The 15,161-nt window shown below is 69.6% G+C and carries 10 protein-coding genes and 1 other RNA gene; 4 read left to right on the plus strand and 7 right to left on the minus strand.

The window, feature by feature from the left end:
• Position 1: 1 nt before the first annotated feature.
• Positions 2-1,534, minus strand: coding sequence for a molybdopterin-dependent oxidoreductase (locus AC5Y2S_RS26655; protein ID WP_499959453.1), 1,533 nt, complete (start codon positions 1,532-1,534; stop codon positions 2-4).
• Between the two features lie 330 nt (positions 1,535-1,864).
• Here AC5Y2S_RS26655 and AC5Y2S_RS26660 point away from each other — a divergent pair, with 330 nt between their 5' ends.
• Complete coding sequence (locus AC5Y2S_RS26660; RefSeq protein WP_499959454.1) at positions 1,865-5,308, plus strand: nSTAND1 domain-containing NTPase; 3,444 nt, start codon at positions 1,865-1,867, stop codon at positions 5,306-5,308.
• On the opposite strand, the gene AC5Y2S_RS26665 is transcribed toward AC5Y2S_RS26660, so the two are convergent.
• Positions 5,305-6,804, minus strand: a complete 1,500-nt coding sequence (locus tag AC5Y2S_RS26665; protein WP_499959456.1) for an aldehyde dehydrogenase family protein — start codon at positions 6,802-6,804, stop codon at positions 5,305-5,307. The genes AC5Y2S_RS26660 and AC5Y2S_RS26665 overlap by 4 nt on opposite strands.
• Before the next feature lie 75 nt (positions 6,805-6,879).
• Between AC5Y2S_RS26665 and AC5Y2S_RS26670 the strand changes: the two genes are divergently transcribed.
• Entirely contained in the window at positions 6,880-7,962 is a 1,083-nt protein-coding gene (locus tag AC5Y2S_RS26670) for a Zn-dependent alcohol dehydrogenase (protein WP_499959459.1), read from the plus strand.
• A 3-nt stretch (positions 7,963-7,965) separates the two neighbouring features.
• Here the strand turns inward: AC5Y2S_RS26670 and AC5Y2S_RS26675 are convergent, their stop codons facing one another.
• Both AC5Y2S_RS26675 and AC5Y2S_RS26680 read right to left on the minus strand, forming a co-directional pair.
• Positions 7,966-8,160, minus strand: coding sequence for a ferredoxin (locus AC5Y2S_RS26675; protein WP_499959462.1), 195 nt, complete (start codon positions 8,158-8,160; stop codon positions 7,966-7,968).
• A complete protein-coding gene (locus AC5Y2S_RS26680) occupies positions 8,157-9,326 on the minus strand; it encodes a cytochrome P450 (protein ID WP_499959463.1) in 1,170 nt (389 codons plus the stop codon). The genes AC5Y2S_RS26675 and AC5Y2S_RS26680 overlap by 4 nt, the downstream gene beginning before the upstream one ends.
• Before the next feature lie 112 nt (positions 9,327-9,438).
• Here AC5Y2S_RS26680 and rnpB point away from each other — a divergent pair.
• Positions 9,439-9,839, plus strand: an RNA gene (gene rnpB / locus AC5Y2S_RS26685) — RNase P RNA component class A.
• Between the two features lie 14 nt (positions 9,840-9,853).
• On the opposite strand, the gene AC5Y2S_RS26690 is transcribed toward rnpB, so the two are convergent.
• The 3 genes from AC5Y2S_RS26690 to panB all read right to left on the minus strand — a co-directional run bounded on the left by AC5Y2S_RS26690 (position 9,854) and on the right by panB (position 13,597).
• Positions 9,854-11,356, minus strand: coding sequence for a CYTH and CHAD domain-containing protein (locus tag AC5Y2S_RS26690; RefSeq protein WP_499959466.1), 1,503 nt, complete (start codon positions 11,354-11,356; stop codon positions 9,854-9,856).
• A gap of 59 nt (positions 11,357-11,415) precedes the next feature.
• Positions 11,416-12,579 (minus strand): cellulase family glycosylhydrolase, encoded by a 1,164-nt coding sequence (locus AC5Y2S_RS26695; RefSeq protein WP_499959468.1) that lies wholly within the window; start codon positions 12,577-12,579, stop codon positions 11,416-11,418.
• Between the two features lie 172 nt (positions 12,580-12,751).
• On the minus strand, positions 12,752-13,597 hold the full coding sequence (gene panB, locus AC5Y2S_RS26700) for a 3-methyl-2-oxobutanoate hydroxymethyltransferase (RefSeq protein ID WP_499959469.1): 846 nt from the start codon (positions 13,595-13,597) through the stop codon (positions 12,752-12,754).
• 132 nt (positions 13,598-13,729) lie between these two features.
• Between panB and AC5Y2S_RS26705 the strand changes: the two genes are divergently transcribed.
• Positions 13,730-15,121, plus strand: a complete 1,392-nt coding sequence (locus AC5Y2S_RS26705) for a WS/DGAT/MGAT family O-acyltransferase (protein ID WP_499959471.1) — start codon at positions 13,730-13,732, stop codon at positions 15,119-15,121.
• The last annotated feature ends 40 nt before the right edge of the window (positions 15,122-15,161 follow it).

Raw genomic sequence — 15,161 nt, forward strand, 5'->3', positions numbered from 1 at the left:
TTCACCGCTCCGACACGGTGAAGTCCACCGTGTGCCAGCCGGTGGCCCCGTCGGGGACGCTACCGACCTCATCCGGCGTTTGGGTGGCTCCGGTGTTGTCGGTGGCGCGCACGGTGATGTTATGTCTTCCAGGCTTTTTCGCCTGCCAAGGGAAGCTCCACAGCCGCCACGTGTCGTTGGAATAGCTCGCGCCCTGCTCGGCGGGCTGCCACCCGCCGTCGTCGATGCGAACCTCTACGGCCCGCACGCCGCGGTTCTGTGCCCACGCGACCCCGCCGAACACCACGGGCCCCATCGGAACCTGCTGACCACCTTTCGGCACGTCGATCCGCGACTCGGTCTTGACGGGTGCGCGCGGCGCCCAGCCTTGCCGCGTCCAGTACGCCTTCGCCCTGTCGAAGCGGGTCAGCTCCAAATCGACGATCCACTTGGTCGCCGACACGTACCCGTAGAGCCCGGGCACCACCAGCCGGGCCGGGTAGCCGTGCTCGATCGGCAGCGGCTGACCGTTGAGGCCGACCGCCAGGAGCGCGGCGCGGCCATCGATGAGCGCCTGCACGGGCGTGCCGGCGGTGAACCCGTCGATCGACGTCGAGAGCACCATGTCGGCGTCGGCGTGCACGCCGGCCGCCGCCAGCAGCTCCGCCACTCGGTAGCCCGTCCAGATGCCCGTCGAAATTAGGCTTCCGCCAACGGGATTCGATACGCAAGTCAGCGTCGTCACGGTTTCGACGACGTCGAAGCGGGCCAGGTCGTCGAAGTGGTAGGTGGTTTCGCGGTCCACCATGCCGTGGATGCGCAGCCGCCAGTCGCCGTGGCTGAGCTGGGGAACGGTCAGCGCGGTGTCCACGCGGTAAAAGTCGGCACTGGGGGTGATAAAGCTCGACAGCGCAACGCCGTTCGGTTGCACATCGGCGGGTATGGGGGGCGCGGGCGTGCGCGGGCGGGGAAGCGCGAAGCCGGTGCGGTCGGCGGCCACCGAATGCACCAACCGCGTGACGACCGCACCCGCCACGCCGCTCACGACTCCGAATCCGAGCAGTCCCAGCATGACCAACCTGCGCCTGCCCGCGTCCGGACCGGCGTCCGGATCACCGGGACCCGACCAGATCCGGCGGGTGAGCAAACGAAGGGTCACCACGCCGCACGCGGCGCCGGCGAGCGTCGGGATCGTGTCAAGCGCCGTCGCACCCTGCCGTGACAGGACTGCGAGGCAGCCGAGGACGCCCGCCGCGGCGATCGTGGCGCTCCCGACGGGGCGGCGCGGGGTCTCGAGGGTGCCGGCGATGGCGGCGATCGTGGCGATCGCCACCAGGACGATGACGGCCACAAACGGCTTGTCCAGGGAGCCGAGCGTCTGAATGCCCCACTCTTTGACGGGTCCCGGTGTGACGTCGACGGCCACCGAGCCGATCGCGGCACGCGCATCGGCCCGCGCGCCGAACGGGATGCCCACCAGCTGGGCCACCCCGAGCGAGACGGCCGCGGCGGCGATGCCGGCGATCATCCGCTCGTTCGACGGGGCGACGGCCATCGCGCCACTCTACTCGCGTTCGCCGCCCCCATCGGGGGCCGCAAACACCTTGCCGTGCAGGAAGACCGGTGAACCCGCCGCACGGCTAGTCTGGAAACGGCCGAGATACCCGCTTCGGCTTGCAGATATGAAAAAAGTGATTTAGCCTCCGACACCCTGTATATCCGCTTATCTTGGGCTTTGTAGGCCCGGGGGACGCATGGGAGCGTAAGACTTGACCGCGACCCGCCGAACGATCCGTTCGTCGATTCCGGTTGTCTTGGCGAATGCGGAACGCGGCGCGCTGCGGGCTCTGGATGCCGTCGAGCGCTTGGGGTTTGGTGACGCGGCATGACGCGCGCAACAGCAGCCGAACAGGTCGACAGCGAAAACCCATGGCCGGGGCTCGAGCCCTTTGAGGAATACGCGCGTGCGTTCTTCCACGGACGCGGTCATGAATCGTCAACGCTGCTGAGTTGCGTTCTCGACGCCCATATCACGCTCTTGTACGGACGGTCCGGCGTCGGCAAAACGTCGTTGCTGCGAGCGGGGTTGTTCTCGTTGCTGCGCGACAACCATTTTCTGCCGGTCTACGTGCGCTTCGACCTTGCGCCGGATGCCGCACCCCTCACTCGTCAATTGCGTCAATCGGTCTACGACGCGATTCGGGGTGATGTGCGCGATCCTGTGCTGCCTTCGGAGGGTGAATCTCTATCGGGATATCTGCATCGCGATGACTTTGAGCTCCGAAGCGAGCGGGGCGAGCTACTTACGCCGGTGATCGTCCTCGATCAGTTCGAGGAACTCTGTGCGCCCGGTCAGCGGGTTGCGGATCTCGTTCGGGAATTCAGGAACGAGCTTGGTGAGCTGGCCGAGCGGGAGGGCCATTACAAGTTATTGATCTGCCTGCGCGAGGAATTCCTCCCCGAACTCGAGGGGTGGCGCCAGCTCATCCCTTCACTTGGCCACTCGCGGATGCGCCTGCTGCGGATGGGGACCAGCGAGGCCGTCGATGCGGTGTACAAACCAGCCGAAGAGATGATGCCGCGTTCGCTGGCGCGGCGGGTCGTGGGGATCGTCGCGGGCGAGCATCTGCACCGCGCCCGGCCTAGCTTCGATGCCCCGGGGGCATTGGAGGTGGAACCCGCGCTGCTCAGCATGTTCTGCCGCGAGCTCAACGAGGAGCGGAAGCGGCGTGGGCAGAGTCACTTCGACGACCTGCTGGTCCAGGACGCCAGGCGGGACATCCTGTCGAACTACTACCTGTCGTGTGTGCGCGACTTTCCCCCGCGCGTCACGCAGTTCATCGAGTCCGAGCTCATCACGGAGAAGGGATTCCGCGACAGCTATGTTCGCGAGGAAGCGGTTCCTTCGCGGCTCACCGATGACGAACTGACCCGGCTGATAGCGTCGCGGCTGCTGCGGCTCGAGGAGCACTACGGCGCGCAACGCATCGAGCTCGCGCACGATGTGCTCACCGAGCCGGTACGCGAGCACCGGAACCGGCGGCGCGCGGGAAAGACGAACGCCGCCTTGGCATCCCGCGCGGACCGCCCGCAAGACGGGCTGGAAGCCGCCCAGCGGCGCGCGGCCGCCCTGCGCAAACGCGCACGGATCCTCGTCGCCGCGTTGGCGGTCACCGCCGTCGTCGCCCTCGTCGCCGTGATGCTCGGCGTGCAGGCCGTCCAAGCCCGGCACGAGGCCCAACTGCAGCTGCACCAGAAGCTGCTCACGCAGCGCCAGATCCTGATCGCCGAGGCGCAGGACATGCTGGCCGGCACCCAGCCCGGCGGCGACGCGCGGGCGTTCCAGCAAATCCTCGCCGCGCGCGCCCTGCTCACCCCCGCCGACGACGGCCCGCTCTACACCGCGGTGGCCCAACGAGCCAGCACCCTCAAGATCATCACCGGCCACACCGGCGCGGTAAACGGTGTCGCGTTCAGCTCCGACGGGCGCCGGCTCGCCAGCGTGGGCCTCGACAAGACGGTGCGGGTGTGGAACGCCGAGAACGGCCAAGAGGTCGGCGCGCCGCTGACCGGTCATCAGGACAACGTGATCGGCGTGGCGTTCAGCCCCGACGGGCGCCGGGTGGCTTCCGCGAGCATGGACAAGACGGCCCGGATCTGGGACGTCGAAACGGGCCAGCAGGTCGGCGCCCCGCTGCGCGGCCACACCGGTTCCGTGCTGGGCGTGGCGTTCAGCCCGGACGGGAATTGGCTGGCCACCGCGAGCAGCGATCGGACCGTCCAGCTGTGGGATGTCCGGACGGGTTACTCGCCGGGTCCCCGCCTCGTCGGTCACACCGGCTCGGTGGTCAGCGTGGCGTTCAGCCCCGACGGGCAGCGGCTGGCGACCGCGAGCGACGACCAGACAGTGCGCCTATGGGACGCCCGGGCCGGCCGACCGGCCGGCGCCCCGCTGGTCGGCCACATCGGCCCGGTGCTCAGCGTCGCGTTTCGCCCCGACGGGCACCGGCTGGCTTCCGGAAGCATGGATACGACGGTCCGGATATGGGACGCCGACACAGGTCAGGCGGTGGGCCCGCCACTCACCGGTCACACGGGGCCGGTGCAGAGCGTGGCCTTCGACCCCGACGGACACCGGTTGGCCAGCGCGAGCGCAGACCAGACCGTACGGCTGTGGGACGCCGACACCGGCCGCGACCGGGGCCCATTGCTCGTCGGCCACACGGGCATCGTGAACGGCGTGGCGTTCAGCCCCGACGGGCACCGGCTGGCCAGCGCCAGCAGCGACGCCACCCTCCGGCTGTGGGACACCGGCCTACCGTTCGGCGCACCGCTGGTTGGTCACACCGGCAAAGTGAACAGCGTGGCGTTCAGCCCCGACGGCCACCGCCTCGCCTCGGCCAGTGACGACCAGACGGTGCGGCTGTGGGATGCCGGCACCGGCCAACCGGTCGGCGCGCCCCTGGTCGGGCATGCCGGCAACGTGAACAGTGTGGCCTTCAGTCCGGACGGGCGCCGGCTGGCCTCGGCCAGTGACGACCAGACGGTGCGGCTGTGGGACGCGGGGACCGGGCAACCGGTCGGCGCGCCCCTGGTCGGGCACACCGGCCCCGTGCTCGGCGTGGCGTTCAGCCCCGACGGCCGCCAGTTGGCTTCGGCCGGCGCCGACCGGACCGTGCGGCTGTGGGACATCGCCACCGGCAAGTCGATCGCCCTGACCGGCCACACCGGCAAAGTCGATGGTGTGGCGTTCAGTCCCGACGGTCGCCGGTTGGCCTCGGCCAGTTTCGACCAGACGGTGCGGCTATGGGATGCCGGCACCGGGCAATCGGTCGGCGTCCTCGACGGTCATGCCGGCCCGGTGTTCAGCGTGGCGTTCAGCCCGGACGGTCGCCGGTTGGCGACCGCGAGCGGCGACCAGAGGGTGCGTCTGTGGGACGCGGGAACCCAACAACCGGTCGGTGAGCCGCTCAATGGAAACGGCGACACCGTGAACGCCGTGGCCTTCAGTCCCAACGGACGGCGGCTGGCCAGCGCGGAAAGCGAAGGCACGCTGCAGCTTTGGGATGCCACGACCGGCCAACCATTCGGCGCCTTCCAAGGCCATTCGGGTCCGGTGCTCAGCGTGGCGTTCGACCCCGACGGGCAACGGCTGGCCACCGGTGGCGCCGACGCCACGCTGCGGCTGTGGCCGGCGGATGCGTCGCCGGAGATGCTGTGCGCCAAGCTCACCTCGAACATGAGCCGCCAGCAGTGGCGCGACTGGGTGTCGCCCGATATGGGCTACGTCAAGCTGTGCCCGGGATTGCCGATCGCCGGTAGTGGCTAACTCGGCGCCGGATGCCGGACGAACGTTCGCGGCTGGGTGAAGGCCCGGATCCCGTCGACGCCGAGTTCCCGGCCCAGGCCCGACTGGCCGCAGCCGCCGAACGGCAGCCGCGGGTCCTGCGCGGCCAGGCCATGGCAGTTGACGCTGACCGTGCCCGCGACCAGCCGGCCGGTGATCCGGTCGGCGAGCGCGTCGTCGCCGGTCCAGACCGACGCGGTGAGCCCGAATTCCGTTGCGTTGGCGGCGGTTACGGCGTCGTCGATGTCGTCGTAGCCGAAGATCGGCAGCACCGGGCCGAACTGCTCCTCGGTGGCCAGCCGCGAATCGGGAGCGAGGTCGGTGACGACCGTCGGCAGGGCGAAGTAGCCACCGGAGTCGGCGTCGGCCTCGCGGATTCGCCCCGCGGTGCGCACCGACGCGCCCTGGGCCTCGGCGTCACCGACCAGCGCGGCGACCCGGTCGCGGCCGGCGGCGGTGTGTAGCGGACCGAGCGTGGTCTCGTCGGCGAGGCCGTCGCCGATCACCTCGCGCTCGCAGCGCGCGAGCACCGCCTCGGCCAGCTCGCCGACCTTCCCGGCGGGCGCGTACAGCCGCTTGATCGCCATGCAGACCTGGCCGCCGGTGGTGTAGGTCGCGGTCACCAACCGCTCCACCAGCTCGTCGGTGACCTCGATGTCCGAAGCGATGATCGCGGCGTCGTTGCCGCCGAGCTCGAGCAGCACCGGGGTGAGGCGCGCCGCGGCGGCCGCCATGACGGCGCGCCCGGTGGCGACGCCGCCGGTCAGCGAGATCAGGTCGATGCCCGAGTGAGTCACCAGCGCCTGGGCCAGCTCGCTGCCCGGCCCGGACAGGACGTTCACCACGCCCGGCGGCAGCGCCGAGGCTACCGCCCCGGCGAGCTGCAACGCCGCCAGCGGACAACTCGGTGGCACCTTGACGACGACGGTGTTTCCCGCCGTCAGCGCCGACGCCAGCTTCGTCATCGTCAGCGCCAGTGGCCAGTTGAACGGCAGCACCAGCGCGGCCACGCCGAAGGGCTCCCGGTGCAGCCGCGGATAGACGGAGCCGGGGTCGACCTGCTCGGGAGCCAGCGCGGCCTCGGCCATCGAACCGATCAGCGCGGCGAGCCCCGGCCCGGTGCTGATCTCGAAGTTCGCCTCGCTGAGCACCTTTCCGTGCTCGCGGGTGTAGCGCCGCGCGCCGTCGCGGGCGGCCAGCTGTTCGGCGGCCGTGGCCGCGGCGACCGAGATGGCGGCGACCCGCTCGGCGACCCCCAGCGCCCGCCATTCCGCCGCGGCGCGCCTTGCCGCCGACACCGCGGCGTCCAGTTGGGCGCGGTCGGCGGCGGGCGCGTGGCCGACGATCTCGGCCGGCCGGGCCGGGTTGTGGACGGGATAGGTCCCCGCGGCGCCTTGCTGCGGTTCGCCGCCGATCGTCAGGGCCGGCTCGTCACCGGCGGTTTGGCTTTCCCGCGTGATCGTCGTTGATCCCGTCATGACCCGTCTCCCTTGACCCGGTGCGGTTGTCCAGCCATCGTAAGTCGCTATGACGCCGATCACATTTTTGGTCCGATGAAAGCCGTCGTGCTGCGCGAGGTCGGCCGGCCCACGGCGGTGGAGGAACTCGCGCTGCGGTCGCTGGGCGGCCACGAGGTCCGGGTGCGGCTGCACGCCAGCGGGGTGTGCCACAGCGATCTGTCGTTGCGCGACGGGGCGATACCGACGCTGCTGCCGTCGACGCTCGGACACGAGGGCGCCGGGATCGTCGCCGAGGTGGGCGCCGACGTCACCACCGTCAACCCGGGTGACCACGTGGTGCTGACGTGGAACGTGCCCTGCCGCTCCTGCCCGCACTGCCTGCGCGGCGAGGCGCAGCTGTGCGTGCACGGCTACGACCACGCCTACGGCGGCCCGTACGCCGAGGGCGCCGGCGCGCCGGTGTGGCCGGGAATGGGCGTCGGGTCGCTCGCCGAGGAGACGCTGCTGCCGGCGGCGGCGGTGGTGGCGGTCGACGAGTCGTTGCCGCTCGACCTCGCGGCGCTGCTGGGCTGCGGCGTCACCACCGGGGTCGGTGCGGTGATGCGCACCGCGGCCGTGCGTCCGGGGGAGAGCGTGCTCGTGATCGGTTGCGGCGGTGTGGGTTTGGCCGCGATCCAGGGTGCGCGGCTGGCCGGCGCGGCGCCGATCATCGCCGCCGACCGGGCCGCCGGCCAACTTCCGGCCGCGTTGGCCAACGGGGCGACCGACACCATCGACGCCGGCGAGGCCGACGTCGTCGCCGCGGTGCGCGACCTGACCGGTGGCCTTGGGGCCGATCACGGGATCGAGGTGGTGGGCAAGCCCGCCACCATGCGCCTGGCCTACGAGGCCACCCGCCGGGGCGGCAAGGTGACTTTGGTGGGCGCAGCCGGGATCGCCGAGGAGGTGGCGTTTCCGGCGCTGTCGTTGATGGCCGACGGCAAGGCGATCCAGGGCAGCGTCTACGGTGCCAGCGACCCGGCGCGCGACATCCCGGTGCTGGCCGCGCTGGCCCAGCGCGGCAAGCTCGACCTCGAAGCGTTGGTCACCAGGCGGATCGGCATCGACGACGTCGAGGCAGCGTTCACCGACATGTCCGCCGGGCGCGGCGCTCGCAGCGTGGTGTGCTTCGCGTAATCCTCAGGGCGACAGCGTGATTGCCTGCTCCGGGCAGTTCTGCTCACCGGTTTTGGCCTGCGTCTCGAGGTCGCCCGAGACGTCCTCGACGAGAACCACGCAGTGGCCCACGTCGTCGGCGTCGAAGACGTCGGGAGCCAGGGTGTAGCAGCGGCCGTGCCCGGTGCAGCGGTCGGGGTCGACCGAGACTCTGCTCACGACGCCGGGAACACCAACGGCAGCGACTCCACCGACCGCAGCGCCGCGGTGTAGGTCAGCTGCGTGCCGGGCTTGACCTCGTATTCCGGGATGCGGCGGTGGAATTCGCGCAGCGCCACCCGCAGCTCCATGCGGGCGAGGTGGGATCCCAGGCAGCGGTGCGGGCCGCCGCCGAACGCGCGGTGCCGGTTCGGGTTGCGGCTGAAGTCCACGACGTCCGGATCGGGGAATTCGGCGGGGTCGGTGTTGGCGGCGCCGAGCAGCGGGCTGACCCGTTCGCCCTTGTTGATCGGGCACCCGCCCACCTCGGTGTCCTGGATGGCGACGCGGGCCACGCCCGGCACGGGCGTCTCCCAGCGCAACAATTCCTCGATGGCGCTCGGCAATATGTCGGGCTGCTCGACGAGCTGGCGACGGTGCTCGGGGTGGCGGGCCAGGAATACGAAGAAGCAGTCCAGGGAGTCCGTCACGGTGTCGAGCCCGGCGATCAGGAACAGGATGCAGATGTCGAGCAGCTCCTCGCGCGTCAGCGGTTTGCCTTCCACCTCCGCCGCGATCATGGCGGACAGCACGTCGTCGCGCGGGCTGGCGATGTGGTCGTCGATGGCGCGGTCGAAGTACTCGTAGATCTGCTGCGCCGTGGGAGCACCGGACTCGTGACGGCGGTCGAAGCCCGCGTCGCCCTCCGGCCGGATGATGCCGTCCTTCCACTGAAGGAACTGGTCGAGATCCTCCAGCGGCAGGCCGAGCAGCTGCAGGAAGACTGTGCAGGGGAGGGGAACGGCGAATTCTTCGTGGAAGTCGCATTCGCCCCGTCCGGCGAAGCGGTCGATCATCTCGTTGACCAGCTGGCTGACTTGGGGTTCGCGCCGGGCCATCTCCCGCGGGGTGAACAGCGGGTCGAGGACGCGGCGGTACTTTGCGTGGTTGGGCGGGTCGATTTGCAGCGGGATCATCGGCCGGACGTTGCCGAGGTCGACGGCGTCCATGTTCGACGAGAACAACTCGGTGTGTTTGAGGGCCATCTCGATGTCGGCCAGGCGACTGAGCACCCACGCCGACGGTGACCGGAACACCGGGGTGGTTTCGCGCAACGCCTTGTACATCGGCTGCGGGTCGGCGAGCCCCGCGAACGCCTGATCGACATACCCTTCGGTTTCTGCCATGAGGTCAATGTGACACCAACATCGCTATTTAGGCAATGATTAGGTAATTGCGGACATGGCCGAATGTCGCTGGTCAGCAGATTCCGCGGCGAGTACCGTGGAACGTCGCGGACGAGTTGGCCGGGCGGCCGCGGCTCGCATGTCGAGTCGAGGAAAGTCCGGACTTCACAGAGCAGGGTGATTGCTAACGGCAATCCGAGGTGACTCGCGGGAAAGTGCCACAGAAAACAGACCGCCACCCTCGCGGTGGTAAGGGTGAAACGGTGCGGTAAGAGCGCACCAGCATTCCGGGTGACCGGAGTGGCTAGGCAAACCCCACCCGAAGCAAGGCCAAGAAGGCCGCATCGAAAGGTGCGGCCGCGCAGGCGTTCGAGGGTTGCTCGCCCGAGCCTGCGGGTAGGCCGCTCGAGGCACCCGGCAACGGTGTGTCCAGATGGATGGTCGCCGCCCCGCCGCCGTTGCTTATGCCGCGGCGGCGGGGAACAGAATCCGGCTTACAGGCCAACTCGTCCGCCCACCGCCGGAGCTCAGTGCACCGCCTTGGCGAGTTTGCGTAACGCGTCGTCGAGCTGCTGGCGGCACCGCTCGGCGAGGTCGGCCTCCTGCTGGTACAGCAGCCCGTAGGTGAAGGTGTCCTCGCCGGCCGTGTGCGCGGCTTCGGCCTGGTGGCCCAGGTGTTCGCGACTGACGACGCTGTCCTGGTGATCGCCCAGCAGCGTCTGGATGGCCTTCGCCTGCTCGGACACCTGGGTGGCGCCGGTCGCGGCGGCGGTGTAGCGAAGCCGCTTGGCGCGCTTGCGAATTCGATGCAGCGCCAGGTCGCGTTCGTGCTCGTCGCCGGATTCCACCTGCGCGGCGGCCTTCGCCGCCTTGCGGACCTTGCGGTACGCGGCGTCGAGGGTCACCGGCGCCGGCTCCTCGCCCGCAACGGCCGCGGGAACTTCGGCCACCCACGCCTCGAGGGCGTCGAGCAACCGGAAGTACCGCTGTGAACGCATCGCGATCAGCGAGCGCCGCAGGCCGGTCTGGTAGCGGCGGCGGGCCCCGTCGACGAGGCGTTCGCGGATGCGTCCGCGCACCAGCTCGGCCGGCAGCTTGTCCAGCGCCTGCTGGTAGCGCTCGGCCAGCACCTCGGCATCCCGGGCCGTGCCCAGCACGTTGCCCAGCTCGCGGAGCTCGTCGAGGATCCACGCGTTCTCGGACAATCCGGACGAGTCACCGGAATCGGCCATCAGGCTGCGGATCTTGCGGATGGTCACCCGCATCTGGTGCACGGCGTCATAGGCGTCGGCCCGCACCGCCCGATCCCATACCAGCAGCTCGCCGACCTGCTCGGCCACCGCCCGGTGGACCGGGTCGGCGGGCTCCGCCGTGCCGTCGGGACGCGCCGGCGTGCCGAGCACGCGGGCCAGCTTGGAGGCGTGACCGGCCGGCGCGGCACCGGCGTCGAGCAGCCGATTGCTCAACCGGCTCAACAGCTCGGTGTCAGCCGCCCCGTTCCCTTCGGCGAGCTCGAGTTCCCACTCGCGCCACTCCTGTTCGGCGGGCTGTGCGTCGGAGTCCCCGGCCGCCCACGCGGTGACGTGGTCGTTGCTGAACTCGGCCAGGGCCGCCCCGTCGGCGCCGTAGAGCACCTGGGTCTCGCGTTCGGTGCTGATGCGTGCGACGGGTTGCAGCGGGCGCTCACGGACGATGGCCAGCACCACGTCGCGCAACTCGCCCGGCACGGTGTCCGGCTCCGATGCGTCCAGTGGCGCGCGCACCTCGGTGCGAGCCTCCGGGCCCGATGGCAGCTTCAGGTGCCAGCCCGCGTCGTGACCGCCGGTGCGGCGGCGCAGGGTGATTTTGTTGCGGGCCAGGTCCTGCGTCGGCGTGTCGAAGTACGTCGCGTCGAGCGATTCGACCGGCGACTTGTCCACGTGGGCGACGGCGGCGATGCCTTCGAACGACGGTGACACCGTGGACTCCACCACGTCGAACTTGCGCTCCACCTCCAGATGACGCGAGGTCTTCGGCGCTTTCACAGGCATTCTCGGCTCCATTGAGGCGGCGGTGGGCAACCCATAGGGTGCCACATCGCGGTAAAGCGCTACCCGTTGAGATGCATCGCCCCGCCGGTGAGCTGACGGATCGTCTGGATCTCGCCGTCCTGAAACGGCCGCCCGTCGGGTTGCAACAGGTCGTGGAACCACACGTCCGGGATCGCGGCGTACGGGTGATCCCACGAGTCCCACGGAAAGTACGTCTGGGTCTTGCCCGCGACGAGCCCCCAGTTGATCGCGCCGACCTTGTGGCGCTTGGCAATCGGCAGGATGTCCGCGACGGTGCTGCCCAGGGGCCGGGCCAGGTACTCGGTGCAGAGAATCGGTCGGTCCTGGGAGGCGAGCTCGTTGATGCGGTTCTCGAAGTCCGCCGGCCCGCCGTAGGAGTGGAAGGTGAGGACGTCGGAGTTGTTGAGCTGAATTCCGGCGATCGCGCTGGTGCTCCCGGCGTCGGGCCATTCGCCCTGCCACACGGCGCTCGTCAACGGCTGGGCGGGATCAACCGAGCGGGCCCACCCGAACACCTGCGGAAGCAGGTCGGCGACCAGCTGTTCCTTGTCCGGCCGCTCGACCGACGCATAGTGGTGCGAGGGATTGTCGGGCTCGTTCCACAGGTCCCAACCCAAAACCCGGTCGTCGTTGCGGAATTGGGTCAGCACTGCCGTCACGTAGGCGCGCATGGTGTCGAGGTAGCCGCGGTCGCCAAGGCGTTCGGCGCCCGGGCCCTGGACCCAGCCCGAGTTGTGGACGCCGGGCGTCGGGGCACGCTGCGGGCCGAGCCTCGGGAACGGGTCCCAGCAGGAGTCGAACAAGACGAACAGGGGCTTGATGCCGCGGTCGGCCGCGATGGCGACGAACTGGGCGAGGCGGGCCTGGAACCCGCGCTGATCCTGAGCCCAGAGCTGGTCGTGCAGGAACACCCGCACCGCGTTGAATCCGGCGGAGCGGGCCCAGCCCAACTCGACATGGATGCGCAGCGGGTCGAAGGTGTCGGGCTGGAACATCTCCAGCTGGTTGATGGCGTTCGAAGTGACGTAGTTGGCGCCGACGAGCCAGCCCTGCGCCCGGTACCAGCGGTCGGCGCGCTCGGGTGACCACCGGCTCGCTTCCGGCGGGCTGGGGGACGGTTGTGCGGCGGCGCGAGGCACTCGCGCCAGGGTAGCGCCTCCTGCCAGTAGCAGCGGCAACTTCAAGACCGTTCGGCGGTGCACGAAGCCACCACAAGTGCCGATGTGTTCAACCCTCCGCCACGGAGTCGCAATTGTTTACAGAAGAAATCGTACTCCCTGTCACGCAACGGATTTCAGCAAAAACTTGTCTGGACAGAGTCGACTCTTCAACCGGGGGAAAGGGTGGGTCGCGAACCTTTCGGCTAACCGGCGTTTAGAAGCAATGCTCCTCGGCCGGGAAGGAGCCTTCGGCCACCTCTTGAGCGTATTGCGTTGCCGCCTTTCGCAATTCGGCCCCGATGTCGGCGAACCGCTTGACGAAACGCGCGGGCTTGCCGCCGCTCAGGCCCGCCATGTCCTGCCAGACGAGGACCTGGGCGTCGCAGTTGGGACCGGCCCCGATGCCGATGGTCGGGATGGTGAGCTTGCCGGTGATCTGGGTGGCGAGCTCGGCGGGCACCATCTCCATCACGACGGAGAACGCTCCGGCCTCGGCGACGGCGATCGCGTCGTGCACGGTCTGTTCCGAGGCGTCGCCGCGGCCCTGCACCCGGAAGCCGCCGAGGCTGTTCACGCTTTGCGGCGTGAAGCCGATGTGCGCCATCACCGGGATGCCCGCGGCGGTTAGGCAGGCGATCTGGTCGGCCACCCGCTCGCCGCCCTCGAGCTTGACGGCGTGCGCGCCGCCCTCCTTCATGAACCGGGTGGCGGCGGCCAGCGCCGCGGCCGGGCCGGCCTCGTAGCTGCCGAAAGGCAGGTCGGCGACGACCATCGCGTGCTCGGCGCCGCGCGCCACGCCGCGCACCAGCGGGATGAGTTCGTCGATCGAGACGGGCACGGTGGTGTCGTAGCCGTACACGACGTTGGCGGCCGAATCGCCGACCAGCAGCACCGGGATGCCGGCGTCGTCGAAGATCCGGGCGGTCGAGTAGTCGTAGGCCGTGAGCATGGCCCACTTGTGGCCTTCGGCCTTCATTTTCTGCAGGTGGTGGGTGCGGATGCGGGTCGGCGGCTTGGCGTGCGCAGGCGGGTTTGCACCGTAAGGGTTCTGCTCAGACATCATTGTCCCTGGTAGTGGTCGGATCGATCCTCGTGGCCATTCAGGTCCCCGGGTTCGCTGACTCCCGTCATTGTGCCATCTCCGGTGCGCGGTTGCACCGCCCGTGTGGTGTGAGACATACCATTGGCGCCCATGCAGCGGCTCAGCGGTCTCGACGCCAGTTTCCTGTACCTCGAGACCCCCGCACAGCCCATGCATGTTTGCTCGATCATCGAGGTGGACACCTCGACGATGCCGGGCGGCTACACCTTCGACCGGCTGCGCGACGCGCTGACGCTGCGCCTGAAGGCGATGCCCCAGTTCCGCGAGAAGCTCGCCGACAGCGCGCTGAACCTCGATCACCCGGTGTGGGTGGAGGACGAGAGCTTCGACGTGGACCGCCACCTGCACCGCATCGGGTTGCCGCCGCCCGGCGGCCGCAGCGAGTTGTCGGAGATCTGCGGGCACATCGCGTCGCTACAGCTGGACCGGAGCCGGCCGCTGTGGGAGATGTGGGTGATCGAGGGGGTGGCGGGCACCGACTGCCACCGTGACGGCCGGCTGGCGGTGATGACCAAGGTGCACCACTGCGGGGTGGACGGGGTGACGGGCGCGAACCTGATGTCGCAGCTGTGCGCCACCGAGGCCGACGCGCCCGCGCCGGATCCGGTGGACGGCGTCGGCGGCGGCAGCGGGTGGCAGATCGCCGCGGGCGGGTTGGTCCGGTTCGCCAGCCGGCCGCTGCGGCTGGCCAACGTGCTGCCCCAGACCGTGTCCTCGGTGGTCGCGACGGTGCGCAAGGCCGTCGAGGGCCAGGCGATGGCGCGTCCGTTCGCCGCGCCGCGGACCGCTTTCAACGCCAGCATTACCGGCCGCCGCAACATCGCGTACGCCCAGCTGGACCTCGAGGACGTCAAGCGCGTGAAGAACCACTTCGGAGTCAAGGTCAACGACGTCGTGATGGCCCTGGTGTCCGGGGTGCTGCGCCAATACCTGGCCGAGCGCGACGCGCTGCCCGACTCGCCGCTGGTGGCGTCGGTGCCGGTGTCGGTGCACGGAAAGTCGGATCGCCCTGGCCGCAACCAGGTTTCGGCCATGTTCTCCAATCTGCACACCGAGATCGCCGATCCGGTCGAGCGGCTGGCGGCCATCGCCGAGGCGAATTCGCTTGCCAAGGAACATAGTTCGGCGATCGGCGCCTCACTGCTGCAGGACTGGACGCAGTTCGCCGCGCCGGCGGTGTTCGGCATCGCGATGCGGCTGTACGCCCGGACCCGGCTGACCGAGAGCATGCCGGTGCACAACCTGGTGGTCTCCAACGTCCCGGGCCCCCAGGAGCCGCTGTACTTCCTGGGCTGCGAGGTCAAGGCGATGTATCCGCTGGGGCCGATCTTCCACGGCTCGGGGCTCAACATCACGGTGATGTCGCTGAACGGCACCTTGGACGTCGGGCTGATCTCGTGCCCGGAGTTGCTGCCGGACCTGTGGGAGATGGCCGACGACTTCGCGGTGGCGATGGAAGAACTGCTCGCGGCCGCCGGGTAGTTCGCCGTTGGAGGCGCTCATCAGAATCTCAGGTTGGCTC

The organism is Mycobacterium sp. NGS69, assembly GCF_059812165.1.

Excerpts from the sequence above, each read along its gene's own strand:
- AC5Y2S_RS26655 (WP_499959453.1), bottom strand. The coding sequence starts at position 1,534 with ATGGCCGTCGCCCCGTCGAACGAGCGGATGATCGCCGGCATCGCCGCC.
- AC5Y2S_RS26660 (WP_499959454.1), top strand. The coding sequence starts at position 1,865 with ATGACGCGCGCAACAGCAGCCGAACAGGTCGACAGCGAAAACCCATGG.
- AC5Y2S_RS26665 (WP_499959456.1), bottom strand. The coding sequence starts at position 6,804 with ATGACGGGATCAACGACGATCACGCGGGAAAGCCAAACCGCCGGTGAC.
- AC5Y2S_RS26670 (WP_499959459.1), top strand. The coding sequence starts at position 6,880 with ATGAAAGCCGTCGTGCTGCGCGAGGTCGGCCGGCCCACGGCGGTGGAG.
- AC5Y2S_RS26680 (WP_499959463.1), bottom strand. The coding sequence starts at position 9,326 with ATGGCAGAAACCGAAGGGTATGTCGATCAGGCGTTCGCGGGGCTCGCC.
- AC5Y2S_RS26690 (WP_499959466.1), bottom strand. The coding sequence starts at position 11,356 with ATGCCTGTGAAAGCGCCGAAGACCTCGCGTCATCTGGAGGTGGAGCGC.
- panB (WP_499959469.1), bottom strand. The coding sequence starts at position 13,597 with ATGTCTGAGCAGAACCCTTACGGTGCAAACCCGCCTGCGCACGCCAAG.
- AC5Y2S_RS26705 (WP_499959471.1), top strand. The coding sequence starts at position 13,730 with ATGCAGCGGCTCAGCGGTCTCGACGCCAGTTTCCTGTACCTCGAGACC.